This is a genomic window from Pseudenhygromyxa sp. WMMC2535, assembly GCF_011083025.2.
Genome location: NZ_JABJWV010000001.1, coordinates 4,414,505 through 4,439,120 on the forward strand (window position 1 = coordinate 4,414,505; position 24,616 = coordinate 4,439,120).

Sequence of the window (24,616 nt, forward strand, 5' to 3'; positions counted from 1 at the left end):
TTCGCCTCAATTGGTGATGACCCGGACCCCGGGGCGCTCTCCGGCTGCTTTGGTCATGAGTAGCGTGTAGTTCTTGCCGGGCTCGATCGTGACTGAGCCGGCCTTGACCCACGGGGCGGATTTCTTCTGGCGCATCTTCACGGCGTAGCGCCCGGGGGAAAGGCGAATCTTCTTGACCGGCTCCACCGTCACTCTCTTGCCGCCGATCTTCACGTAGGCATAGAAGTAGTCGTTGGCCTTGATCACGACGCTGACGGTCTGTGGTTTGACCGGGGGGTCGTCTGATTCATCATCTGGCCCATCATCATCGAAAATGATGAGCCCCCCGGTGTCCTCGGAGCCGGTGTCCTCGGAGCCGGTGTCCTCGGAGCCGGTGTCCTCGGAGCCGGTGTCCTCGGAGCCGGTGTCCTCGGAGCCGGTGTCCTCGGAGCCTGAGGCTTCTACCAGGGGGGGATCCTCTGGCTCGGTCGGGGGCTCCTCGAAGGGAGCTGGCGGGGACTGGACTTGGGACCCGGTCAGGTCGAGAGGGGCCTGCTCATCTCGTGGTGTGAGTTCGTCCGCGGGCCCCTGAGCCATCGCCAGGGGAATGGTCGCAAGCGCGACGGTGATCGCGGACACGAACAAGGGCATGGCGACGAGCTGCCGTTGAGAGAGACTCCTGTGCTGCTGCTCCCTGGGCTTGGGCCTGGGCCTGGCGGCTGGCGTGCGCAGTCTCGAGTTGGTACCTGGGTTGCCCCCTCCCAGCCGCCGAGACACAGAGGTTTCTCCGGCCTCGAGCGGCGCCTTTGGGGCGCTCGAGCTCGCGCTCGGTCGTGAGCTCGAGATCGAACTCGCACTCGAGCTCGATCTGGAGGAGCGCACGGCCGAGGCCGAGCGGCTGTCGCTCCCCCCCGCGTAGTTCGTCTTGGGGATGAACTCGCGAAAGCGCTCGACGTGGCGTCCGAGGTCGATGGCCGCGTTGCGGTAGCCGGGCCAGCTCGTCAGCAACTCCAGGGCCTCGAGTGCGCTGGAGGTGCGTACGTCCAAAGCGGGGGCGAGCAGTCCCACGCGGAAAGCCTCGAGCTCCGGTGGCAGCTCGATACTCGGCGGGAGCGCGGGCACGTCGCCACGCAAGACAGCGCCGAGCAGATCGGATTCGTTCTCCCCAACTTCGCAGCGGAACTTGCGACCCTCGACCATCTCTTGAAACATCGCGCCGACGGCGAAGAGGTCGACGGAGGGGTTTCCCGACTGCCCGCTGAGCTGCTCCGGTGGCATGTAGCGCAGCTTGCCTTTGACGTAGAGCCCGCTAGTCGCCTCGTTGGCGAAGCGAGCCACGCCAAAGTCCATCAGCTTGACCTCGCCGGCCGAGGAGAGCATCACGTTTTGTGGGGAGACGTCGCGGTGGACGATCGCCTCGGACATGCCGTGGTGTAGGTTGTGGGCATGGTGCAGGGCGCGAAGCACCTCGGCGATCACGTATGTGGTGATGTGTAGCGGGAGGATCTGACCTTGGGTCCATAGCGCGCTGTCGAGCTGATTGACGTTGATCCCGTCAATCCACTCCATGATCATGTAGCACTCCGCGTTCTGCTCGCCAAAGTCGAAGACCTGGACGATCGCTGAATTTCGCAGGAGCATGGATAGCCGCGCCTCGTCGAAGAACATGCGGCGATGCTCCTCGCTCTGGGCGCAATGGGGCAGCAGCAGCTTGACAGCCACCGTCTTTGTGATGCCCATGTGATCGCGCTCGCCGATCCAGACCTCGGCCATGCCGCCGGCACCAATTCGGCGGATGAGCCTATAGTCACCAATCTGCGTCATGCCCCGAGCATGGGGCTTTAAATTTTTCCTGGCAAGTACAAAAGCCAGCGGCGCAGATATGGGACACGTGTCCCATAATAGCCGTGGAAGAGGGCAGGTCCCTCAGATATTGTGAGAGCACGACTCGCCGATGACCGCCACTATTCATGAGCACAGTCGGTATCAGGACCAAGAACACAAGACCGAGTCGATGTCTCAAAGAGAAGCCTCGCAAGTGCGCAGTGAACCACATCTGGTCTGTGCACACTCAAATGTCCAAATCGTGCCCAAGGTCCGCTTGGAGCGCTTCTTGGGCTTTGGCGAGTGTACACCCCCGGGGATGATCTCGAGCTGGGAGCAGCCTCTCGTGGCGGGGGAGCTCGTGGCGCGAGCCGGGCTCCAGGCGTGGGTGAAAGAGGATGAACGAGAGGACATCACCGTCTCGATGGAGCCCTATTGGGTCGACGCCGAAGACGCCCCGCAGGTCCGGGGGTCGATGAACTCCGAGGCGATGTCTCGAGCCATGGACGCCGCGGTCTCGCCTGCGCAGCCCCTCGTGAGGCTGCCATCTGGGCCGAGTCAGGCGGCGAGGAGCATGGTCGAGACCCACGGGCTCGGCGAAGCGCTCGAGAGTGACGAGGATGAGCGTGGCGAGCCCATCCTCGCTGGCTCGAGGCGGACGCTGGCCGCCGTGGTGCTCGTCGGCGTGGCGGCGAGCCTCGGTCTGACGTGGTTTCTACTCGAAGACGCGCCAGGGGGCGCTGCTCGAGAGGAGTCAGAAAGCACCGTCCTGGACCCTGACCCCCTCCCGAAGCCGATCTCGGCGCCACCCGTGGTTCCAGACTCGCGTCGGACGCAGCCCACGACTCCAGCCGAGTCTGCGTCAGTCCGCGATGCGGAGTCCGACAAGTCTGGAATACCTCCGAGCGCGAGTGCTGCTGATGATCCGGAAAAGAGCAGTGATGGGAGGGGAGTTTCTCCTCCTGCTTCCAAAAAGAAAAGGACTAGGGGGAACGGGAAAAAACGAGGAGCGACCTATGCCTGGGAGACGCCTGAGTGTGCCCAGTACCGAAAATCAGCCGAGATGGCGCTTGAAGATGGGCGTTGGAAATATCTCGAGCTGATCACGACTGAAGAGGCGAAATGTTGGGCTGATCGCGGTGACAGACTCGACCTACTCGGCACTGCGCTCTTCCAATTGGAGCTCTTCGACGAGTGCGTCTCCGAGACCAGATCTTCGAGGGACCCCAGAGTGGTCAAGTGGCAAGAACGATGCAAGATAAGGAAGTTAGCCCAGCCATGATTGGCGTCCGAAGAGCTCCAAATCGAGCGATCCAGATCATGTTCGCTGTAGCCTTCAGCATCCAGGGGAGCCTCTCGCAGGCGGCCCCACCCGTGGCGTCATCTGACCCGCCTACATCCACGCTCGAAGAGGCGGTGCCGCCTCCGCCAAGAGAGGCTGCTCCAGCCACGTCCCTCGCGCGGATACAGGTCGACGCCTCGAAGATCGGAGCGGACCGGAGCGAGCGGGTCGAGGAGAACATGAGCTCGAGTCTCCGAAAGGCGCTCAGGGCCAAGGCCTACCGCATCGATGACGGCGTGGGAAAGCTCGGCAAGAACACGCTCAGTGTGGGAGCCTGGATCGACTTCGTCGACGAGGACGCGCTCTTCTACTCGGTTCACCTCGAGCTCAGCGCCGACGAGCGAACGCTGGGTGAAGACATCAAGTGCCCGGTGTGTAACGAGGACCGGCTAGTCGAGAAGGTCGTCAACAAATTCCGCGAGATGGTCGCCACGTGGGAGGAGGCCTCCAATACAGAGGCGGCCTCTGGGGCAGAGGCGCTGGCCGCGAATGAGGCGACCAAGGAGAGGGAGAGTCTGTCCAAGTTCGTGGAGCATATCGGACCGCTGGGGATCACTGGTCTGGCCGCGAGCGGCGCGGGCTTGGGGACGATGGTGGCGGGGACAGTTGTCTGCGCTCAGACCAGCGAGCGCTGTGGGGCCCAGGCGAGGGCTTGTCCGTGCTTGAACCCCGAGGGGGTTGTGCTTGCGGTCAGCGGGGGAGGGGCGTTGGCTTTGGGGATCGCGGCGGTCCTGGTTGATTACTACGTCCTGGCTCCGCGGCGGGAGCGGCGGAGGCCGGGAGAGGCTTCAGTTTCGGTTTCAGTTTCGGCGGGCGTTGCTCGCGACTACGGTGGAATTCAGATCTTCGGAAGGTTTTGAAAGATGAAAAAAATCAACGGTTCACTTGGTGTTGTTGTTCTCTCGATGGTTGTGGGTGGAGGGTGCGCTAGGAATGAGTGCTACGAAGGGGGGTGTGATGAGGAACTGGGTGGTGAGTCGAGCGAGGAGTCGACTGAGAGTGGGGGGTCGGAGGACGGCACTTCGGAGGGTGATGGGACTGAGGAGTTCGATGCTGAAGGTGGGGGGGTTGAAACTGAGGGAGAGTCGGGGGAGGAGAGTGACTCTGAAGGAGGTGAGGAGGTGTGTGTAGCCTATGATGCCATCTGTAATGGTATCTATATTCCTTCTGTTGACAATGGGAGGTGCTATGCTGACGGTGAGTATGAGGAGGTCTCTCTGGGTGAGCTTGAAGAGGAGTTGGAGGACGACGAAGGCGGTGTCTTCGCTGTTCATGTGTCTTCTGGGTGGAGTGAGGGAGTTGAATTGAGCATTGGGGGAAAATTTGTTGTTATGATTGTTTCTGACGTCGACGAAGGCGACGGATTCTTCACTTGGACAGGTGGTGGCGGTGCTCTGACCGTTTCTGGTGGAACTGTTTTTGTTCAAGGTGCCGAAATTTCGGGTAGTGTTAGTGTTGCTGAGGGGGGGGATGTGGTCTTGGATCGCGTTAAGCTGATGAGTGATGGCGTAGCGATAACTGTCGGCGAAGGTCGAGTTTTTGTTAATCGAAGTTTTGTTGGGGCAGATGGCAGTGCAGTTAAACTCGAGAATGATGATGCTCGTGTCAGTTTTGAATACTCTTCTGTGTTCTCAGGTGGTGAAGGCTCGGGTAGCGTTGTGCTGTGTGAGTGTAAAAACAGTAACAATTGTGGGGAGAGTGGTCAGTATGGTGTTGTTGAGTCATATGGAACTGTATTTTCGTCGGATGTGACGCTTTTGCCGGGTGAGAGTGGGGATTTTGCTTGTGATCCTGCTGCTAATGTTGAGAGCATGGCGTACTCGACAACAACATCAGGGCAGTTCGGAACCCCTGCTTTGAGTGGAGGTAGTAGTATGTTTGTGGGGGAGGGTGATTTTCATGTGGATGTGTCAGGGTATCCATTGTGGTCGATATATAAAGAGTATGCTCGCTGGTCTAATGGAATTGTGATGTGCGATATTGATGGCGACGAAATTCCTTGGTACGGGTATCCAGGGGCGGATCAGCCAGAATGAGGCGCTGTTTGTGCGTTGGGACTATAGTGTGATGTTGGTCATGCATCTTCTGTAGGTTGTTTTTGTGTGTTGGGTCTTTGTTGTGAGCTCTCGGTCTAATGTTTCTCGAATCAAGCTGTCGTCGTCTTCTTCCCGTTGGAGCCCTGCTGAGCACCCTCGGCTGCGCAGAGCTCACCGCCGTCCCCTGCCTGACCGCTCGCAACTGCCCAACGGATGAAGTCTGTCACATCTACCGCAACGAGTGCATCGTGCCCGATCTCATCGTCGACATCGGCCCACGCGAACAGGGTCCCAACGATCTCGCGGTGGCTCTCGAGGGTGCCTCAACCGAAGAGATCACGCTGATCCGCGTGTGGCCACGGGCGAGCTGGTCGGGCGATGCGGCGAGCTACCAAAGCACGGCGCGGGTCGGGGGAGGACGCGAAATCTACGTCGTCGGTCAGACCGTCAACGGTGTGCTCCCACAGTGGGCGCCCAAAGGGCTCGGCGCTGAAGATAGCGTGGTGCGTGTGGAGGACAGCAGCCGGCTGCGCCTGTCTTCGCTGATCGTCGATGGGGGCGAGGCCGAAGCGGCAGCCTTGAGCGTGGTCGGCAGCGAGGTGGTGGTCGAGAACACCGCGCTTCGTGGGACTGGGGAGACGCTCGCGCTCAGCGAGGGGTCGGTCGTCCACGTCGCGGCCAGCTTCATCTCGGGCCGGCGTGGGCTCCACTTGGACCGAAACGATGAGGTCTTGCTGCGTTACTCCACGGTGGTCGCCACCGAGGCGGTCAGTGCGTGCGAGGGAGAGGGGCTGCTCGAGCTGCGCAATTCACTGCTGGCCAGCCCGCTGGGGATTCCGAGCGCGACGGCTTGCGACTACGAACTCCCCCGGACCTACGTCGACCTCGAGCTCAACCCGGACTACTTCGTGGATCCGGAGGCGGGCGACTTTCACCTGCGCCCAAGCGCGGCGCCTGCTGTCTTGTCCGACTACGCCACCCTCGAAGAGGAGGGACCGGTCGAGGACATCGATGGGGACAGCATTGCGGCCATCTCATACCCCGGGGCAGACCAGCCCGTCGAGCGCTGAGCAAACAGAGGACCAGAAGAAAAATGACACGAACGATGAATCGAACCTCGATGATCCGCCTGGGGCTCTCTGGCCTCGGAGCGGTTGGGCTGGCCTGTGTGGAGCCTTGCGAGGAGGGCGCGTGCGGCGAGCTCCAGACCGGCTTGAGCTCGAGGGGCGAGACGGATGAAGGTGATTTGGAGGACGACTCGGAGGCTGAGGACAGCGGTGTCGAGTCTGGGCCGTGCCATAGCACCTTGGAGTGCGACAGCGACCAGGTCTGCTCAATGGGCGAGTGCACCGAGCCCGACGTGCTGATCGATGTCGAGGGAGCGGATCCCGACGGGATCGTCGAAGCGCTGGAGCTGGCCGGTGGTGGCGTGACCCTGATCCGGGTCTGGCCGCTCTTGGGCTGGGAGGGGCTGCTGCCTTACGAAGGCCACTCGAGCGCGATCGTCGTGTCATCCGAAGCCAAGAAGATCTACATTGTCGGGCAGCCGGTCGGTGGCGCGCTGCCACGGTGGAGCTCGAGCGACGGGGTGCTCACGATCTCGGGGGCGGGCAATGAGCTCTCAATCTCGAGGCTGAAGTTGATCCGCGAAGGCGAGGGTGAGGGCGGGGGCGCCGTGATCTCCGTATCGAGTCATGCGTCACTCTTCATCGAGGCGTCAGCGATGTATGCCGAGGGGGAGGGCTGGGTCGCGGTGAAGGCGGCATCATTCGCCGAGATGTCCGCGGAGAGCAGCTTCTTTGGCGCTGATGGGGACGCCTTGGTGGGAGTGGACGATGCCGTGGTAAATGTTGCATACTCGACGGTTGTGGGCGATGGGAGCCTTCTGCAATGCAGTGATGGTGCATACTTCTCCGTTGTTAGCTCGATCCTCGTAGGGGGCTCTGATGATGTGTGCATACCTCCCGGAGATACAGCGCAAAATAGCACCCTCGAGTTGGATGACCTGGCCTTCTTTAGAGATGCGGACTCTGGAGACTACCACTTGTCGTCGAGTGGTATCGAGAAGCTGATCGCAGACGTCGAGCGTCACGGTGACGGCCCACTGACAGATATAGACGGCGATCCGATCCAGAGCCCCGGCTACCCCGGCGCGGATCAACCTTGAGCGCGCATTTCATCCACCTCTTACCAACCACGGCAAGCCATGTTCCACACGCTCTTGTTCTCTTCGCTCCTACTCTTCACTCCCCCCGAGGGCGCCGGCGAGGCGCCGGCGGAGGCCGCCGGAAATGCGACCCCGACGAACTTCTCCGAGGCCAACGCGCTACTCCTGAAGCTGACAAAGAACTCGCGGCTTCCCACGGAGCAGGCGATCCCAGCTTTGCGCGCGGCCATCGAGAGTTCGCACGAGTACGCGCCCAGCTTTGCCGCGGACGAGGAGGCTCGTGAGCGCCAAGTGAGCGCGCTCCTCCTTCTGGCACGGGAGCTCCAGCGCTCCGGGGAGAACGAGGAGGCTGCGGCGGTCATGGATGAGGCCATCCGCACTGCGCGCGACGATACCCCGAATGCGGGACAATTTGGGCCGACGCTCGAAGAGCTTCACGATGAGCGAATGAGCCACATCGAGGCTGCAGGCGTCGCTCAGCTGAAGGTCGACTGCGCTCGGGCGTGTAAGATCTATGTTGACGAGCGCATGAGCGAGGAGGCTCAGGAGCTCCCGCTGGGTGAGTATCGCGTTTGGGTCGAGGATGTGAGCGGCAAATTTTCCGCGCTTCGTGTGACGGCCAGGCTGACTGAGGTAGACGAGGTCGTGACGGTCCGCTATGCGCCCAAGCCAAAGCCCAAGGTCGAGGCGCTCGAGCTCCAGGTGCCCGAGGCGTCGAAGAAGCCCGAACGAGAGCGACTGCTCGCAGGTTGGGGTGAGCTGATCCTCGCGGGGGTTGGCGCTGGTGGGGTTGTTGGCGGATCCGTGCTGATCCACGAGGCAAAGGAAGATGGGGGCAGGAGTGGGGGATACGCGCTTGTCGTCATTGGCGGCGGGCTGTACTTGACTGGCGTGATCCTGGCGATCGTCGATGAGACCCGGGCGAGCAAGCGAGATAAACGCAAGCAAAAGGCCAAAGATAAGCGCAAGGTCGAGCTCGGCTGGCCGATCCGCTTTTGAGGAGCGCTCGATGAACGCGATGATTGCTTGTCTTGTGCTGGCCTTCTCGGGGCCGCCGGTCGAGAGTTCGAGGGGGATCGATGCGCCCGAGGCTTCGGTCTCAGCAGGGGTGGAGGGGAGCGGCTATGAGCAGGCCAAGCGGGCGCTCGAGATGGCGAGCGAGATGGCGAGCGACATGGCCAACCGAGACCCCGCGGCGGCGATCGAGGCCCTGGAGGCCGCGCTGACCGAGCTCCACGAGTATGCGCCGCTGCTGGCCGCCGATCAGGATGCGCTCGCGGCCAGGAGTCAGGCGCAGCTCAACTTGGCTCGCGCGATGCTGATCGTGGACGATGAGGCGGGCGCCGAGCAGGCCATGGATGAGGCCATCCGGGGAGAGCTGGGAGGTGAGCTCGAACCCAAAAATTTGGGGCCTCGTCTGGTTGACCTCTATCTCCCTCGTCGGGTCGCACTCGACAACCAGGGGCTGGCCAAGTTGATCGTCGACTGCTTCGACTGTGACGTCTACATCAACGAGCGCCGCGTCGAAGACGGGACGCTCGAGCTCTTGCTTGGGGAGTATCGGGTGTGGATCGAGGACCCCGAGGGCAGGCGGGAGCCACACCGAGAACGTGTGAGCCTGACGGACAAGGATGATGTCGAGACGCTCTATTTCGGGACGCCCTGGCGATCGGGAGTGGGCTTTGTTCGCCTCTCGGAGGCGCGGAGCGTGTCGCGGCTCGTTCCTCGCTGGGGGGAGCTCTCGCTGATCGCGGGGGGCGTGACGCTGGCTCTGGTTGGTGGCGTGATCCTCGCTCACGATCGCCCGAGCTGCGGGGTGTCGATGTGCACTCGAACGGTGAAGCCTGCCTTGCCCTTTTTTGTGGTTGGGGGCGCAGCTGCGCTCCTTGGCGGTGTGTTTTTGATCGTCGATGAGGTCCGCGTCGGCGAGCGTCGTGGGCAGCGGGCCATGCTGGGCTGGTCGATGCGATTTTGATCGCGCTCCGAGGAGGTGTGATTTTGTCGAGTCTGAACATTGCGATGTTGGTTGCGCTGAGCTTGAGCTCGGTTGTCGAGCTAACCGTCGAGTCTGGAGGGGAGACGTCTACGGGCGAGGTCGAGAACGAGGTCGCAGCGGTGACCCGGGGGCTCGAGGATGCGCTGAAGCAAGCCATGGTCGACTCGAAACGGGCGATACCGGTGTTACTCGCCGCGCTCGAAGCCTGTATTGCGGTGTCAGAGCCGCTCGACGAGAATGCGTTGGAGACTCGCTTGCTCGCGCAGCTGAGCCTCGCTCGGGCGTACCAGAATCTCGGCGACGATGACGAGGCTGAGGCGGCGGCAGACGAGGCCGTTCGCATGGCGTTAGGGGGGACCATCCCTGCGGATAAATTGGGGGAGCGGCTGGAGAGGCTCATCGGTGAACGTCGGGCGGTGCTCGAGGCAAAAGGTAGCGGAACGCTGCGCGTTCAGTGTGAGGTCCGTTGTGAGGTCTATGTTGATGAGCGCAGAGTGTTTGGGGCCGTCCCACTCCTGGTCGAAGGGAGCTATCGTGTCAGGGTGGTCGCCAAGGATGGGCACCGCCCACCGCTGGAGCAGGAGGTTGATCTCGAGGCTGCGGGCGATGTGGTGGCGATCGATTTCGAGCGTGTGGGTCCGCCTCCCGACGTGAGCTTGGAAGAGTCTGCGCCACGCCGGGCTGCGCCGCGTTGGTCGGAGCTGACGATGATCAGCACGGGGGTGGGGCTGTCGTTGATTGGTGGGGTGGTGCTGGGCTTCGATGGTGTGTGCCCGGAACCCTGTGAGTCGCGGCTGGTGTTCGACAACATCGAGAGTGGCTGGGCGTTGTTTGGGATCGGTGGCGGGCTATGGCTCAGCGGGGTGATCATGCTCGTCGTCGATGAGGTTCGAACGAAGCGCAGGGGCGGCAAGGAGCGCGCGCGCAAGCGAGACGCGGGCAGCGATCTCGCCTGGCTCGGAGGGGTCCGGTTTTGATGCGCGCGCTGTTGCTGTGGGGGCTACTGTGGGCGCTCGAGGCGACCTCGCCGGAGCATGCGCGCGGCTATGAGCTCGCCAAGGTGCGCCTCGAGCAGACCCTCGTTTGGGTGAACAATGGCAGCCAGTCGAACGCGACGAACGCCCTCGAGCAGGCGATCGTCGCGCTCTACGAGTACACCCCGCTGATGGCCGGAGACGACGAGGTCCTCGAAAATCGAGATCTGGCGTTGATGATGTTGGTCAGGGTCTACCTCGCGCAAGAGCGCCCGGAGATCGCCAGCGCGGTCATGGATCACGCGCTGCGAAACGCCGGGGGGCGGGCGTTACCTGCGGCCATGTTTGGCCCGCGCTTGGAGACGCTCCATGACGAACGACGCGCCGAGCTGGAGGCGGGCGGCGAGGGCTCGCTGCGGGTGAGCTGTGCGCAGCCTTGTCGGGTGTTCGTGGACGAGCGCGAGGTCATCTCCGGGCGGCTGTCGATGTTGCTCGGTCAGCACCGGGTGTGGGTCGAGGCGGTGAGCGGTGAGGGGGAGCCGCTGCGTGAGGTCGTGTCGATCGATGCGCCTGGGCAGGTGATCGAGCTTCGTCATGACCCGCGCTAGTGTACGATCCAGAGGACCGGAAGGGTGATCGACATCGAGTCCCCATGGTGATCTACTGGCCGGGTGACGACGCCAATCTCCGTCGACCTCCGCACCCGGATCGCCGAAGCCATCGAAGCTGGCGAAGAAAGTCAGCCCCTCATCGCCGAGCGCTTCTCCGTCTCGGTCACCACCGTCGAACGCATCTCGCGGAAGCTGCGCCAAGGCGAGAGCTTGGTGCCGAAGAGTCCACCTGGCCGGACGCCCAAGTTGAAGGAGCGCCACCTCCTGTGGATTCGTGGCGAGATGGAGAAGGACCCCTACCTCGGCTCCTACCACCTCTCGGCGCGCTTCAATCGACGATTTCCCAAGAACCGGGTCCATCGCTCGACGATCCTCCGGGCGCTTCACCAACTTGGCCTCAGCTTCAAAAAAAACTCCCTACGCTCCCCAGCGGGACCGACCTGACGTCGCCGAGGAGCGCGCCCAGTTTCGGTTGCGACAGCGGCGACTCGACATCGGACGTCTCGTCTTCGTGGACGAATCGGGCACGCATCCAGGGATTGGTCCGCGCCGGGGCTGGTCCCCACGCGGCGAGCCGCTCTACGGACCGCACGAGCCCTATTCCCGCGGTCGCCACGTCTCGATGATCGCGGCCTTACGCGTCGACGGCATCAGCGCCTTGATGACGACCGATGGCGGGGTCAAGACCGCTGACTTTCTGCGCTTCGTCCGACAGCGCCTGGCTCCCACGCTCGAGCCGGGCGACATCGTTTGCTGGGATAACATCAACATGCACAAGAATGCAGAGGTCGTGGCTGCGGTGCTCGAGAGGGGTGCGAAGGTCGTCCGCTTGCCCCGGTACAGTCCCGACTTCAACCCGATCGAGGCCGCTTGGGCGAAGGTCAAAGCTTGGATACGCCGAGCGATGCCCACGAGCGTCAGCGAGCTCAAGAAGGCGATGCGTAGGTCCCTGCGTCGGATCCGAGCCTCGGACGCACTCGGCTGGCTCAAGTACTGTGGATATCGCCTTCCGTGATTCTGATCCGTACACTAGCAGTAGCCGTCGAGCAGAGTCTGGCGAAGAGTTAGGCTCGAGGTTGATTTCAACTAGCCAGGCAGTGCCGAAGAGCGCCTTCGAAACTTCGAGAGGGACGTCCTCATGCTCGACTGCTTGGGGCTCTCCAACGAAGATCTGCCAGCCTCGGCGAGAGAGCGCAAACCCTCCAGCATGCTCTTCCCAGCCGTCGTTGGGGGTGAGAAGCCGGGCCAGTTCTTCTCGTTGCCGGCCCCAGATGTTGAGATCGTAGCTCATCGATGGATCCGGAGTTGGCGTCGGTGTGCTCGTCCTTGCCTTCGGCACTTACTTGTTGACTGGGAGTGGAGACAATACGATGGCTGACTGATCAAACTGCCTCAAGGATACCCCTTCGTCGTATAGTTGCTTTGCCCCGGGCGTATACCTGAAGTTCCTATATGTCCCCTCGGCGCCGTTCTTCTCGTGCCTTCCTTTCATTCCTGCCTTCGTGCGTCGCTTGAGGTCGGATGCAATCTTTTTCCAGGTTGGAGTGCTCTCGAGTGTGCTCAGGTGGCTCTCCGACAGCCCGCGAGGGCCGAGGCTTCCAAGTTCGAGGGTGAGCAGTTTGTTGTTGACATCCATCAAATCGAGACCCGGATTGGAAGGATAGTTAATTTCGGTTTCGCAAAACGCAATTTGTTGAGCTTTTGAGAGGAATGAGAGGGTCTCCCCCACTCGATACTGAATGGGTGAGGCCGAGAATGGAGGGAACGTGACCATTGCTGCATTGATGTCATATTTATCGATCCAAAATGACGCCATGTCAGCCAGCTCTTCGCTTGTTGCATAGAATTGTATGGTTATTGATGACAACTTTTTACCTGTCGCACGGCGTAAAATCTGTGGGGATCTGGCCTGGGCCGTTTAGGTCTTCGAGGGCCTCTACTTCTCGCTTGACAGGACTTCCGTCCGCCCTCTTCCTGCCTTCTTCCAGGTTGGCGTGCTCTCGAGTGTACTCAGGTGACTCTCCGACAGTTAGCGAGGGCCCTACCTTAAACATGATCCCCCTAAAAACAGCTGTCAAGAAGCTTCATCGCTCACAGGACCGAAGTAAATAGGTGAGCCAATGAACTGACGTAGGACAATGCCTTTCTTTGAAAAATCAATGGCCCCTGGGGAAAGGCGGTGGCTTCGGTAGCTTGCGGATGCTCCCGTTTGCTCGTTACGGCCAATGGCTCCAGCGACAGTCCTTCGCTTGAGATAAGAGATAAAACCTCGCCACAAAGGGACGACTTGAGTTGTTCCCAAACTAGACTCTTCCAGTTGCCGTTCGTGTAGACGGCCGACTTCGAGAACTAGAGAGCCAGGGTTTGCATCGAAAAACTGGCCACCGGATTTTACCTCTAGAACGGGAGGACTGAGGGTAAACACAACAGTTTTTGCACTGCCACTCATCTTTGACTCAATATCGTCTGCAGACACTTCTTCCGCATGGAATGGGTAGGTTAATATGGTGGAGTGCACTGCCTGGTTAGATGCTATGTGGTGAGCGAATTCAGTGTTTTCGCCGGGGGTTGCATGGAACTGAGTCATTGATGACGTCATGTTTTTCACCTATCGTAAGGCGTGAAGTCGGTAGGGGTGTGTCCTGGTCCGTTTAGATCTGCGAGCGCTTCCTGTTCTCGTTTGACTGGACTTCCGTCAACTCGAGTCCTTCCTATGTTGCGCCCTCGGACTTTGCCTTCGGGTGTGCGATACATAATGTCGGGACGTCGACCCGACTTTTTTCCGCCAGGAGTTTTTATCAGCTTCTCGGGGCGTTGTCCGCCACCTGCGAGTATTTCGCACCCTTGCTCCTCGAGCTTTTCGGCCTCCGAGCGAATTTTCGCGTTGTGGGGCGCGTTGGGATCCGTCTTGGGCCCGCGCTTCTTCCCTTTACGCTTAATGGACCCCGCGATCAAGATCTCCCCTCCTTCGCGCACCGCCTTGCGCTGCCCCGCGCGCTGGATCCCCCAGCGCAGCGCGCCGCCCACCATCTCGACGTCTCCCGAGAGGAAAAACATCGCCAGCTCCACCGAGACGACCACGTGCGTCGGCGGGTCTTGCATCGTGGCGATCACGCGTGCGCCTGCCTCCTGTGAGACCTCCAGCCGGCGCCGCTCTTGCGAGGGGTTCTCCGGCCGGACCATGGCGTCGGTGAAGCCCTGGAGCGGCGGGGCGTTGAGTTGGCGCACGATCCCTGCGCCGCGGGCTCGGGCGCTGTCGTGGAGCTGCTGGATCTGCGCTGCGCTCGGGCCGATGTCGCCGGCTTGCTGATCCGCCCGCGCGCTCGCGCTGCCGCCTCCGCCGATGTCGCCTTGTTGGGCTTGGCCGCTGCCGGCGACGCCCTCGGCGGTGCGCGTGCCGACCACGGGCACGGTCATCTCGAAGCCGAAGTCTTGGGGCTCGCTGTCGCTGCTGCTGTCGGGATCCGTGGACGCGGCCGTGGGCATGAAGCCCGAGGGATCCGTACTGGACGACTAAGCGTCCGCCGGCATGGACAAGCGGCTGTGCGCTGGCTCAAGAGCGCAATATCATCGCCCGGGGAGAGTCTACTCTGGACCCTCTGTGACCAGCCGATCCTCAGGTGACGCTACTGGATCATTCAGAGAAGATGCGGGGGGAAAATATGACATTAGATGTCCCTTCCTGAACCCAGCCGTGACCGGAATTGAACAGTTCGACAGCACCATCTGTGTAGCCCATATCCTGATAGCTTGATGTTCGCCCCGTAATGATGTTCTTTGCATGTACAGGCGACTTCAAAATCGGCGATATGACTTTTGTGATTTTTGCGTATAGGTGGTGGGTCGCCCTGTTTTCACAAGTGGACCTGATGGCATTATCCCACCAGTCAGACCTCGACTGAATAACGGTCTCGGATAAACGTGATTGATCCAGGCGTGGGGGCACGACCCTTATCCAGCCCAGCTTTCCGGGCATGATGTTGTTAGCGGGGACTGTGCGGAGATCAGTTTTTGACTGAGCGAGATAAATGAATAAAGATGTCAAAAGGGAATTCTTAGAACCATCCCACTCTTCAAGTGCCTGGCCTGGGTTATGTCGAAGAACTGCCGACAGACTGAGTAGAGATGTGCTCTCCTCAATCCACGAGAAAACCTCTGAGGGGGTGGCAAAAAATGACTTTTGTCGAGAACTCATTTGTCGTGATGGATGCAGCGTTTCGGCATTGGAGTTGGATAATCCTTGTCAGAAGATGAGCCGCCAAGAAATTCCTAAATAGCGAGAAGGCCTGGATCGCTCCATACATCCTCATAGTCATCGGTGATCAGAAACCTCCACCCCGGAGGAAGACCGAGATATGGGATGACTGAAGGACACCATTCTATGAGGTGTTCAACATGAAGAGGCTCGAAGAAATCGGGCGCATCGTCGAAAAATTCTCCTGCCCAGAGATACCAGCCTGTAGTATCTCCTTGCGGAGGGTGCCGCAGCCCGTTGAGAGGTTCTTCGCCTGAGCGAATGTTCTTCGAAACCCCTACTTTGTGCTGAAGTGGAGATGCTTGCCAGCGAGCTCCGTACTTTTTGCAAGTCAGCAACTGAGCATCTGTATTGGTTTTGTTCATTTTAATCCTCTTTCAGCAGGGCTCGTTGTTTCGGGGAATAGTGGCTCGTTTTCTCCGCCCTGACGTGAAGAATTTCCGGGGGGGGGGGGGCTTGGTGGTCTGGCACAGTTAGAAAACTGGAGCGTCGGATTCATGGTCGATTGTCATGAATGTGTCGTTGGGCAAAAGCTTTTATGTGCAATTGTGCGGGTCGAATGCGGTATTGTTCTAAGTGCTTTCAAATGAAAACGCCCCTCCCCCTAACAGATTGTCGAGTGCGGACTTTCGATCTCCAAATTCTCGAGGAAATATAAATTCGAGGTTTTCTGCGCTCAAGCGTACCAGTGAGCCCGGCTTGTTTGTGGAAGTTGAGATGTCAAAAATTGCATCGAGAGTGCATTGAGGAAGCTCATATCCTTCGGCTGCGCGGCTCTTCCAAAGAGCAGGTGATAGGAATTCAAAAGAAAAAAGCTCATCGCCAGTTTTTACCATGTCCTCCTTGGACGGGTTGCTGTCATCAATTTTTCCCTCAATGCTCCAAAATACCGACGTAATACGAGAGGAATGCTGACTAGAAACAAAAAATTGGAGATCTGCCAACGATTCCACTTCGCTTCGAAGCGAAACAGGAATGTTTGTCAATTTTGAGACGATGTCAATGGTAGGAAGTTCTTTTATGAAGCATACGCCAATGCAATCATGGCCTGCGAACTGTATCGCCCCACGGTTTCCGCACCCGTCATCGGCAAGGTACAGCGTTGGACTGTCCCAGCGGCGGCTTTCAACGGCTCCATACCTGACTTCGAAGGCTAAGCTCGCAAGTGCAGTGCGAACAGCCCCCTGAAAAACCGAGAGAGAAGTAAAATGAGTCACCTTGGAGATTATAATATCATTTTGCTCCCTTTTTCAAATTGCAGCTTGGGCAAAGAACTTGACCGTTTTCGGGAGAACCATTGCCACCTCGGGCACGTGGAATGATGTGGTCAACCTCTCCTGCATTCTCTGGCTTTGGAACACCTCCCCGAGATTGTGGAGGATCGATGAGATCGTTCCTCCCACAGTTCTCACATGTCAGATTTCCACCATGCTCCGCTCGGTTTCGGCTACGAACGCTCCTTTTTCCCGTGGGGGGTAAAGGGCTGTCCTGCACGTGGGCCGCCAGCGGCACCTTCTTTCTTCCCTTTACGCTTGACGGACCCCGCGATCAAGATCTCCCCACCGTCCTCTGCCAGCTCCCGCACCGCCTTGCGCGGCCCCACGCGCTGGATCCCCCAGCGCAGCGCGCCGCCCACCATCTCGACGTCCCCCGAGAGGAAAAAGGCGCTATCCCCGGGAGCAGTGGGCTCAAACATTATGCCCACAGTGACCTTCCTCGAAATCCCATACCTTATCATTCTCGCCATGCTGGAGAAGATTGTAAGCTTGATAAATGTCAGTGGAAGGAGGGATGTCAACCGTGAAGACTGGCCCTTCTTCATATGTGCAGCCAATCTCTTGGAGTGGGGACCAGTAGCTGGCGAAAAGGCGATCGCAGATCTTTATTATTCGGTAGGTGGAGTGACCTCCTGCAATTGATGTTCCGCAATACTCGAGTTCGCCATCTTTCAAATTGGCAAACACAACATCCCCCAGACTGACTCCAAATGCATAGAAGGGGGAGTTCCTTAGTCGGTATCGGCCGTTTCCTACACCTTCAGCCCAGAGTCGCTCTGTTGTACTTCCATGCCATTCTGACGAATCCAGATGAAATAGGATCCTCACCAAACGGCGATCGTGAGAACCTGTCATTCGGAAACCTTTTTGAGGTATTCTTCTGTCGTCATTGTTCGTTTCTGAAGGTTGCAGTCTCGACATGTGTTCTGTGCATTGTCGAGGGTGTTGTTGCCGCCCCTTGATTTTGGGACAGCATGGTCAGTATTTCGCTGAGTGCCCCCTCGTACTCGCTGTGTCTTCCTTCCGCAAAACACACATCGTCCGCGAGCTTGGGCCTCTGCCATGTCCTTCGTCCCTTCAGAGAAGCGTTTACCTGCGCCAGGACCACCGGTTTGTCCTGGCTTGGGTTTGGGCTTCTTACGCTTGACGGACCCCGCGATCAAGATCTCCCCACCGTCCTCCGCCAGCTCCCGCACCGCCTTGCGCTGCCCCGCGCGCTGGATCCCCCAGCGCAGCGCACCGCCCACCATCTCGACGTCTCCCGAGAGGAAAAACATCGCCAGCTCCACCGACACGACCACGTGCGTCGGCGGGTCTTGCATCGTGGCGATCACGCGTGCGCCTGCCTCCTGTGAGACCTCCAGCCGGCGCCGCTCTTGCGAGGGGTTCTCCGGCCGGACCATGGCGTCCGTGAAGCCTTGGAGCGGCGGGGCGTTGAGTTGGCGCACGATCCCTGCGCCGCGGGCTCGGGCGCTGTCGTGGAGCTGCTGGATCTGCGCTGCGCTCGGGCCGATGTCGCCGGCTTGCTGATCCGCCCGCGCGCTCGCGCTGCCGCCTCCGCCGATGTCGCTTTGTTGGACTTGGCCGCTGCCGGCGACGCCCTCGGCGGTGCGCGTGCCGACCACGGGCACGGTCATCTCGAAGCCGAAGTCTTGGGGCTCGCTGTCGCTGCTGCTCTCGGGATCGGTGGACGCGGCCGTGGGCATGAAGCCCGAGGGATCCGTGCGCGCCAGCGGCTGGTTGAGGACGTAGGCGTAGCGGTTCCAGCCGCTGCTGCTCAGGGGATCCACCACGAAGGGATCTGCGGAGGCCATCCGGCCCAGGTGCGGGTCGTACATGCGGCCGCGCATGTGCAGCAGGCCGCTGTCCGACTGGGCTTCGTGGCCGGTGTAGCCGCGGTTGATCGGGCTGAGCGCGGCGAATTCTTCGGGCAGGGTCCAGTCTTCGGGGTCGCGGGCCTTGCCCCACAGGTCGTAGGATTGGCGGTGCTCGAGCACGCCCGCCTTGGAGCTCAGGGCGTCCGTCGAGCCGAGGTGATCCACGTGGATGTAGTGGGTCGTGCGCGTGGCTTCGAGGTCGCTGTGGGTGTCGACGACGTCGGCGATCAGCCGCTCGGGGCCGGGGATGTAGTAGTGGTGCTCGGTGGTCTCGGGGGTGCGCTGGCGCTGATAGAGATCCGTGACGTAGATGGTTTCGCGGGGGCCGTCCTGGGCTTCGGCGTAGCGGTAGACTCGGGTCTGATCGGCGTCGTACTCGAGCTCGGTGAGCAGGTTGTTTTCGAGGAGCTGGGCCGGGGCGTCGAAGGCGGTGTAGGTGATCTTCAGGGTCTCGCCGGGGGCTTCGCGGGCGAGGAGGTTGCCCTTTGGGTCCCAGGTGTGGGTGCGGCCGTCGGCGTAGGTGAGGCGTCCGTTGGCGTCGTAGTCGTAGGCGCCGCGATCGCTGGCGAAGGCGAGGTTGCCGAGGGCGTCGTAGGCGAAGTGGCGGACGTGCTCGCTGCCGGCCTTGGTGGTGGTCGTCTGGATCGGGCGGTGGAGGTCGTCGTAGCTGAAGACTTCGGACTGAGCGCCGAGCAGGTCTTGGCGGCGCAGTAGCGTGCCGTCGGGGTTCCAGTCGTAGCGCAGATCCTGGAGGTCTCCGCCGAGCAGGGAGTGGGTCTGGATCTGCTCGACGAAGCCGCGCAGGGGGTCGTAGCTGCGGGTGGTCTGGGCGCCGTTGCCGAGGCGCTCTGTGCTGATCTGGCCGGCTTGGGTGAGGGACTCGAGGGTCCACAGCGGGGCGTCGTCGGAGCCGCGGCGGACTTCGACGAGGTCGCCGCTTTGGGCGTGGAGGTTGCGGATCCAAAACGGCTCGCTGAGCTCGTTTTCGGGGTAGTGGATCTCGGTGAGGCGGTCGTGCTGGTCGTAGGCGAAGCGCAGGGTGAAGGGCTCGCCGGCGATGACCTTGGTGAGGGCGCTGAGGCGGCCGTGGGGGTCGTAGTCGTAGAGGTCTTCGTGGCCGCTGGGGCTTTGGGTGTGGGCGAGGGCGCCGATGAAGGTGGTGTCCCAGGTCCAGGTGGTCTGGCCGTCGGGGTCGTCGCGGGTGATGAGGCGACCGAGGCCGTCGTGGGTGAAGGTGGTGAGCTGGTCGTTGGCGTCGAGGATGGCCGCGAGCTCGCCGTGGCCGTTGTAGGCGTAGCTGCGCGGGCCTTCGCTGGGGTCGTGGCTGTGGGTGAGGCGGCCGAGGTCGTCGTAGGCGAAGGACTTGATGGTGGGTGGGGCTTCGCCGGCGGGGAGGTCGAAGCCTTTGTGGGGCTCGATGCAGTTGGGGCGGACTTGGGTGAGCTGCTCGAAGCTCGAGTAGTCGAAGCACAGGCGCTCTTCGTCGGGGGAGCCGAGGGCGCGGACGCTCTCGACGAGGCGCAGGGCGCCGTCGTAGCGCAGGCGGGAGGCCGTGCCGCCGAGGTCGTGGTGGAGGACTTCGTGGCCGGCGTAGTCCCAGCGCTCTTCGCTGAGGTCTGGGAGGAGGTGGCGGACGAGGCGGTCGTCGTGGTCGTAGAAGTAGCGTTCGTAGCCGTCTGGGAGGGTGCCGACGAGGGTGGGGAGAGATTGGGCGATGTGGTGGCCGGCTTGGTCGTAGCGGCTGTGGGTGACGCGTTCGAGGCCGTCGGCGAAGAGGGCTCGTTCGTGGACGATGCGGCCGAGGCGGTCGAGGGCGAGGCTTCGGTGGCCGTGGCCCTTTGTGGTTTGGCGGAGCTCGAGGACGGGGGCGTCGGGGTCTTGGTCTTGGAGGGCGGCGTAGCTGAAGGTGATGTCGTCGCCGCGGGGGTCGTCGCCGGCGAAGTGGCGCAAGGCGGTGACGTGGCCGAGGCCGTCGTAGTCGGCGACGAGGCGGAGGTTGTTTGGGTCGCGGGTCTCGGTGAGTACGCCAAGGCCGGGGTGCCAGCGGAGCTTCGTCTGGTGGCCGAGGGCGTTGGTGGTGGAGATGGGGAAGACGCCGTGGTCGTCGAACTTTGTGGTGTCCGTGCGGACGATGCCGTTGCCATCGATGGCGGCGCGGGTGACTTCGTTGCCGTGGGCGTCGTAGGCGTAGCCGGTGACGAGGCGCAGCTCGGCGTCGTTTGGTTGGGTCTCGTGGTGGAGCAGCGCGCCGGTCTCGGGGTCGTAGGCGGCGATGGACTCGCGCGTGCGGACGGGGATGCCCGGCTGCTCGAAGCTCAGGACGGTCTTCGTGGGCAGGGCCAACAGCCAGGTCTGGGCGTCGTTTTGGAAGCTGGTCTGGGTGCGGTAGGTGAAGGTCTCGCTGCCGGTGGAGGTCGTGCGCGTCCAGTGGGTGGGGTTGCCGAAGTCGTCGAGGTCGAAGACGGTGTGGACTTCGCGGGTGATGCGGTGGTCTTCGTCGAGCTCCGTGAGCGCGCAGAAGTCTTCTTCGCAGGCGTCGAGTTCGTAGCGGCTGGCGAGCGTCTGGGCGGCGTAAGGGAGGTAGCTGCCCGGGCCCGTCGAATGGACTTTCAAGCTGTGGCTGGTGACGCGGACGACGTGGCGGCCGGTCTCGGGGTCTCGGTGGTCTTCAGCGACGAGTGAGGGCATGCCTGCGAAGGGGAAGGCGTGCAGGTCGTCGTCGTAGCTGGGGTCGAAGCGGACGAGTCGGCGGTAGACGGGGAGCGCGTCGCGCCACTCGGTGGTCTCGTGGAAGCGAAAGCCCAGGCTGCGCTGGGCCTCGCGGTCTCGCCGGGCGGTGCCGTAGCGGTGGGTGAAGGTCTGGGGGGCATCGCTGATGCCCGAGTCCACGCGGTGGGCCTCGACCAGTAGCCGCGGGCTGCGGTCGCAGCGGGCGGGGTAGAGGCAGTTCGGACTATCGAGCTCGGCGTCGGCGTAGCCCTCGGGCGCGTCGATGTCTGCGCTCGCGCGGTAGTCGACCTCGATGCGCGCGCCCAGGCCGTTGGTGATGGTCTTCAGCTTGTCGGGGACTTCGCCGGCGTGGGTGCGCAGCTGCCAGCTGCTGCCCAGGAACACGCCGGGGTCGTGCAAGCCGTCGCCGTCGAGGTCGAAGGCGCCCACGCTGTGGACGTTGGATGCGAACTCTTGAACCGGGCTGTGAAAGACCTCGGGGTGCTCGTGCAGGACGCCTTCGCTGTCGAGATTGAAGATCGACCAGTTCCAGGTGTCGTCGTTGGGATCGCTGACGGGCGAGAGCAGATCCAGGCGGCCATCGGCGTCGTAGTCGAGCACGCCCGCGGCCAGAAAGCGGCGAAAGCCGCCTTTGCCCGGCTCGGGGCTGAGCAGCAGCCAGCCGCCGTCGACGAAGCCTGCGCCTGTGTTGCGCCACAGACGGATGCCGCCCTGCTCCGCCCAGGGCGGATCCGTGACGACGATCGTCTGCATGAGCACGCCGAGGTCTTCAGCCGTGTCGCCGGAGACCAGCTCATAGCGGAGGATGTCCGAGAGGCCGTCGCCGTCGATGTCGAGGATCTTGTCGAGGCCGAAGCCTTGCATCGAGCGGGGGAAGTCCTCGTCGAGGTAGGCGTCGTTGTAGTGGGCGGTCAGGCTGGGACGCCAGCGTTGCGCGAGGTCGGGCGGAAGGCCGGTGTCCTCGAGCGAGAGGCTCCAGTCGCCGGGGCTCAGGCGCAGGGCGTGGTAGTTGGACCACTTGGACGAGGGGATCCAGGCGCCGAGCTGCGCGTCCCAGGTGGGGATCACCAGCAGCGAGGCGAGGCCATCGCCGTCGTGGTCGAGGACGAGGAGCTTGTCGTAGACCGAGCAGGGCTCGCCGGTGTCGACGACCTGCTCGGGGGAGAAGGTCTCGCCAGGCAGGTTTGGAGTGAAGTGCCAGGTGCCGGTGCCGAGCTCGGGCTCGTCGAGGGCGTTTGGGAGCGGGTCGCCAGCGCAAAAGAGCAGGTCTCCGAGGCCGTCGCCGGTCTGGTCGTGGGCGGTGAACTGCCAGATTGGAGAGACGCCAGGGTCGAACTCGACTTGCTCGACGCCGCCTTCGGGGCGAGCGAGGGCTAGGTAGAAGGCGTTGCCGGCTGGTGGGGCGCCGCCGAAGTAGTGGATGGAGTCGCCGAGCCCAACGGCGTCATCGCGGCCGTCACCGTCGATGTCGGCCGCGAAGAGCGGCGGCGTCGCGGGGGCGAGGTCGTCGTAGCTGGGGCCGGCGAGCAGGCCCGAGATGGGGTCTTCGTGGACGAGGTAGTGACCCAAGCCGAGGCATTGCGCGAGGTCGTCGTCGCGGGTGCTGCATGGGGCGACGGCCGTGTCGGCCTTGGGTTGGGAGGTCCACAGCTCCCAGCCGCGACCTTCGGGGGCGGGAGTGTTGGACTGGCCGACGGCGAGCAGGAAGTCGCTGCGGCCGTCGCCGTTGGCGTCGAGGATGGTCTGGGCGAGGACGCGGGGAGCGAGGGTGTTGGGCGTGTCGGACCAGATGCTGGCGAGGTAGGGCCAGGCGAGCTCGATGGCGAAGTTCGTCTGCTCGGGGACGGCGTCGAAGTCGAGCTCACCGGCGGTCCACGCGAAGGTGGTGTCCGGCCGACAGACGCCCTGCGCGTCGCACTGGCGGACGGCGTGAAGGAGGCTGCGGCCCGTGATGGAGGGGGTGTCGTAGTCGAGGGCGTAGCGGTGAACGAGCTCGCCCTCGGCGAAGGTGCTCAGGGCCGCGAGGCGCTTGGTCTGTCGCTGCGGCGCGCCGAGGCGCCAGCCTGCGGCCGGGTCTGGCCGGTCTTCCCACTCGAGGCGGACGTGGCGGGTGAAGGCGTGGAGCGTGGTGTGGCCGCCGTACTCGAGGCTGGTCAGCCAGCGCTCGACGTCGGCCTCGCCGTCTTCGAGGAGCTCGGTCTCGTTCGTGTAGTTGAGGGCGTAGACGTTGCCGAAGCGGTCGCGGCGCTCGGCCAGAGACCAGCTGGCGAGGCCGCGCGGATGCAAGGCGACGGCGTCCCGGCGGCAGCCGTAGAGGTCGATGGTGCCGTCACTGCGCCGGACCTCGAAGCCGAGACCGCCAGCACAGGACTGCTTGCTGTCCTCGGCGTGGGCGATGGCGCGGACAGACGAGAGGTCATCGCGCTTGGGCCGGTAGCGGGCGCCGGGCTGGAGGTGCTCGCCCTCGACGAGGCGCAGGCGCTGCCCATCGAGGCAGAGCGCGTCCTCGTCATCGAGGTGGACACCGCGAAAGTAGCCGTCATCAGCGAGCGTCCGCGGACAGCGGTCGATGGCCGACGCCCCAGAGAGCGCCCAGCCAACGCCGAGCCCACCATCCCCGCGCTGGCTGTCGTACTCGAGAGACAGCACCGGCGCGAAGCCGCGAGCAGCCGGCGGAAGCGCGAGCGGAACGCTGTAGCGCGCAGCCCCCCGATCATCGACGACAAAGGTCCCGGGCAGCGTGCCGACGGGCGCGGAAGCGGTGAGCTGGGACGCGCTCTCAGCCAGCGGACCCGCGAGGATCAGGCGCTGGACAAAGCTCCCCGCCAGCGACGTCGCGTCAGCCCGCGGCGGCAGCACGAGTAGCACCACCAGACCCAGAAGCGCGAGCAGCGAGTTCTGACCAGCTCGACTCGGCTTCGCAGCGCGCACCGTCCAAGCATCGCCGATCTCCCCACGAAGATCAGCGCCTCATCCCCGCGCCACCCACCGAGATCGAGGAGCACGAGCAGCGCACGAACCCAGCTCGAATCGCGTACGAGCCCCTGCTCGCCCACGAAGCGGCCGCGCAGCGCAGCTCGGGGCGCCGAGAGATCGAGCGCGAGCGCCGAGCGCGTCGGACGCGTCGTAATTGGTCCAAGAACACGGCCGCATGGCATATCCTCGGCCTTCCGCTGCCCATGCCCAAGCCCAAGAAGCGAAGCGCCCTCGATGCGCTCACCAAGAAGCGTCTGGTCCAGCTCGCGCGGACCTTTGACCTGGATCTACCCAGCAGCCACGCCAAGGCAGCGTTCATCGACGCCATCGCGCGCTCGAAGCAGGCGAGCTTCGCCGCGGTCTTGGCCGAGCTCAACCGCAGCGAGTTGAAGGACATCTGCCGCGCCCACGACCTCGACGACTCCGGCAAGGAGAAGGCGGCGATCGCCGCGCGCATCCTGGGTGAGGAGCCCGCCGCCCCCGCGGCCGAGGCCAAGCCCAAGAAGAAGACCACCAAAAAGCGCGCCGCCAAGCGCAAGCCCGCCGCCGACGCCCCCGGCGAGCAGCTCGGC

The 24,616-nt window shown here is 62.5% G+C and carries 20 protein-coding genes; 11 read left to right on the forward strand and 9 right to left on the reverse strand.

The genetic code is table 11. The annotated features are described in order from the left end of the window. Positions 1-6: 6 nt before the first annotated feature. Positions 7-1,803 (reverse strand): serine/threonine-protein kinase, encoded by a 1,797-nt coding sequence (locus G6O69_RS17400; RefSeq protein WP_172304622.1) that lies wholly within the window; start codon positions 1,801-1,803, stop codon positions 7-9. A gap of 262 nt (positions 1,804-2,065) precedes the next feature. Here G6O69_RS17400 and G6O69_RS17405 point away from each other — a divergent pair, with 262 nt between their 5' ends. From G6O69_RS17405 to G6O69_RS17455, 11 genes are all read left to right on the forward strand, one after another. Further along, positions 2,066-3,085, forward strand: a complete 1,020-nt coding sequence (locus tag G6O69_RS17405; protein WP_172304623.1) for a hypothetical protein — start codon at positions 2,066-2,068, stop codon at positions 3,083-3,085. Next, positions 3,082-4,005 (forward strand): hypothetical protein, encoded by a 924-nt coding sequence (locus G6O69_RS17410; protein ID WP_176396909.1) that lies wholly within the window; start codon positions 3,082-3,084, stop codon positions 4,003-4,005. The genes G6O69_RS17405 and G6O69_RS17410 overlap by 4 nt, the downstream gene beginning before the upstream one ends. Positions 4,006-4,008: 3 nt before the next feature. Next, the gene (locus G6O69_RS17415) at positions 4,009-5,181 is read left to right on the forward strand and encodes a hypothetical protein (protein ID WP_172304625.1); all 1,173 of its coding nucleotides are present in this window, start codon (positions 4,009-4,011) and stop codon (positions 5,179-5,181) included. Positions 5,182-5,279: 98 nt separating this feature from the next. Next, positions 5,280-6,251, forward strand: a complete 972-nt coding sequence (locus G6O69_RS17420) for a hypothetical protein (protein WP_172304626.1) — start codon at positions 5,280-5,282, stop codon at positions 6,249-6,251. Between the two features lie 23 nt (positions 6,252-6,274). Continuing rightward, on the forward strand, positions 6,275-7,348 hold the full coding sequence (locus G6O69_RS17425) for a hypothetical protein (RefSeq protein WP_172304627.1): 1,074 nt from the start codon (positions 6,275-6,277) through the stop codon (positions 7,346-7,348). Positions 7,349-7,387: 39 nt separating this feature from the next. Further along, a complete protein-coding gene (locus tag G6O69_RS17430) occupies positions 7,388-8,347 on the forward strand; it encodes a hypothetical protein (RefSeq protein WP_172304628.1) in 960 nt (319 codons plus the stop codon). Positions 8,348-8,366: 19 nt separating this feature from the next. Beyond that, a complete protein-coding gene (locus G6O69_RS17435; protein WP_176396910.1) occupies positions 8,367-9,323 on the forward strand; it encodes a hypothetical protein in 957 nt (318 codons plus the stop codon). Between the two features lie 23 nt (positions 9,324-9,346). Further along, positions 9,347-10,321, forward strand: coding sequence for a hypothetical protein (locus G6O69_RS17440; protein ID WP_172304630.1), 975 nt, complete (start codon positions 9,347-9,349; stop codon positions 10,319-10,321). Beyond that, a complete protein-coding gene (locus G6O69_RS17445; RefSeq protein WP_172304631.1) occupies positions 10,321-10,926 on the forward strand; it encodes a hypothetical protein in 606 nt (201 codons plus the stop codon). The genes G6O69_RS17440 and G6O69_RS17445 overlap by 1 nt, the downstream gene beginning before the upstream one ends. Positions 10,927-10,989: 63 nt before the next feature. Continuing rightward, positions 10,990-11,373: a hypothetical protein gene (locus G6O69_RS17450; RefSeq protein WP_172301967.1), complete on the forward strand. Its 384-nt coding sequence runs from the start codon at positions 10,990-10,992 to the stop codon at positions 11,371-11,373. Next, entirely contained in the window at positions 11,321-11,944 is a 624-nt protein-coding gene (locus G6O69_RS17455) for an IS630 family transposase (RefSeq protein WP_172304632.1), read from the forward strand. The genes G6O69_RS17450 and G6O69_RS17455 overlap by 53 nt, the downstream gene beginning before the upstream one ends. Positions 11,945-12,268: 324 nt before the next feature. Here the strand turns inward: G6O69_RS17455 and G6O69_RS17460 are convergent, their stop codons facing one another. From G6O69_RS17460 to G6O69_RS17500, 8 genes are all read right to left on the reverse strand, one after another. Beyond that, entirely contained in the window at positions 12,269-12,745 is a 477-nt protein-coding gene (locus G6O69_RS17460) for a hypothetical protein (protein ID WP_172304633.1), read from the reverse strand. A 258-nt stretch (positions 12,746-13,003) separates the two neighbouring features. Continuing rightward, entirely contained in the window at positions 13,004-13,528 is a 525-nt protein-coding gene (locus G6O69_RS17465) for a hypothetical protein (protein ID WP_172304634.1), read from the reverse strand. Between the two features lie 5 nt (positions 13,529-13,533). Next, positions 13,534-14,415, reverse strand: coding sequence for a hypothetical protein (locus tag G6O69_RS17470; RefSeq protein ID WP_172304635.1), 882 nt, complete (start codon positions 14,413-14,415; stop codon positions 13,534-13,536). Positions 14,416-14,563: 148 nt separating this feature from the next. After that, complete coding sequence (locus G6O69_RS17475) at positions 14,564-15,124, reverse strand: hypothetical protein (RefSeq protein ID WP_176396911.1); 561 nt, start codon at positions 15,122-15,124, stop codon at positions 14,564-14,566. Positions 15,125-15,198: 74 nt separating this feature from the next. Further along, the gene (locus tag G6O69_RS17480; protein ID WP_172304636.1) at positions 15,199-15,549 is read right to left on the reverse strand and encodes a hypothetical protein; all 351 of its coding nucleotides are present in this window, start codon (positions 15,547-15,549) and stop codon (positions 15,199-15,201) included. A 207-nt stretch (positions 15,550-15,756) separates the two neighbouring features. After that, on the reverse strand, positions 15,757-16,401 hold the full coding sequence (locus G6O69_RS17485) for a hypothetical protein (RefSeq protein WP_172304637.1): 645 nt from the start codon (positions 16,399-16,401) through the stop codon (positions 15,757-15,759). Between the two features lie 230 nt (positions 16,402-16,631). Continuing rightward, a complete protein-coding gene (locus G6O69_RS40295; protein ID WP_255215807.1) occupies positions 16,632-17,006 on the reverse strand; it encodes a hypothetical protein in 375 nt (124 codons plus the stop codon). Between the two features lie 306 nt (positions 17,007-17,312). Continuing rightward, complete coding sequence (locus G6O69_RS17500; protein ID WP_176396912.1) at positions 17,313-23,999, reverse strand: RHS repeat-associated core domain-containing protein; 6,687 nt, start codon at positions 23,997-23,999, stop codon at positions 17,313-17,315. Positions 24,000-24,616: the final 617 nt, after the last annotated feature.

What these genes read in the sequence shown, in the direction of transcription:
- G6O69_RS17475 (WP_176396911.1), bottom strand. Translation starts at nt 15,124, where the DNA reads ATGAGTTCTCGACAAAAGTCATTTTTTGCCACCCCCTCAGAGGTTTTC.
- G6O69_RS40295 (WP_255215807.1), bottom strand. Translation starts at nt 17,006, where the DNA reads ATGAAGAAGGGCCAGTCTTCACGGTTGACATCCCTCCTTCCACTGACA.
- G6O69_RS17465 (WP_172304634.1), bottom strand. Translation starts at nt 13,528, where the DNA reads ATGACGTCATCAATGACTCAGTTCCATGCAACCCCCGGCGAAAACACT.
- G6O69_RS17460 (WP_172304633.1), bottom strand. Translation starts at nt 12,745, where the DNA reads ATGGCGTCATTTTGGATCGATAAATATGACATCAATGCAGCAATGGTC.
- G6O69_RS17470 (WP_172304635.1), bottom strand. Translation starts at nt 14,415, where the DNA reads ATGCCCACGGCCGCGTCCACGGATCCCGACAGCAGCAGCGACAGCGAG.
- G6O69_RS17430 (WP_172304628.1), top strand. Translation starts at nt 7,388, where the DNA reads ATGTTCCACACGCTCTTGTTCTCTTCGCTCCTACTCTTCACTCCCCCC.
- G6O69_RS17410 (WP_176396909.1), top strand. Translation starts at nt 3,082, where the DNA reads ATGATTGGCGTCCGAAGAGCTCCAAATCGAGCGATCCAGATCATGTTC.
- G6O69_RS17425 (WP_172304627.1), top strand. Translation starts at nt 6,275, where the DNA reads ATGACACGAACGATGAATCGAACCTCGATGATCCGCCTGGGGCTCTCT.
- G6O69_RS17480 (WP_172304636.1), bottom strand. Translation starts at nt 15,549, where the DNA reads ATGAACAAAACCAATACAGATGCTCAGTTGCTGACTTGCAAAAAGTAC.
- G6O69_RS17445 (WP_172304631.1), top strand. Translation starts at nt 10,321, where the DNA reads ATGCGCGCGCTGTTGCTGTGGGGGCTACTGTGGGCGCTCGAGGCGACC.
- G6O69_RS17415 (WP_172304625.1), top strand. Translation starts at nt 4,009, where the DNA reads ATGAAAAAAATCAACGGTTCACTTGGTGTTGTTGTTCTCTCGATGGTT.
- G6O69_RS17435 (WP_176396910.1), top strand. Translation starts at nt 8,367, where the DNA reads ATGATTGCTTGTCTTGTGCTGGCCTTCTCGGGGCCGCCGGTCGAGAGT.
- G6O69_RS17400 (WP_172304622.1), bottom strand. Translation starts at nt 1,803, where the DNA reads ATGACGCAGATTGGTGACTATAGGCTCATCCGCCGAATTGGTGCCGGC.
- G6O69_RS17420 (WP_172304626.1), top strand. Translation starts at nt 5,280, where the DNA reads ATGTTTCTCGAATCAAGCTGTCGTCGTCTTCTTCCCGTTGGAGCCCTG.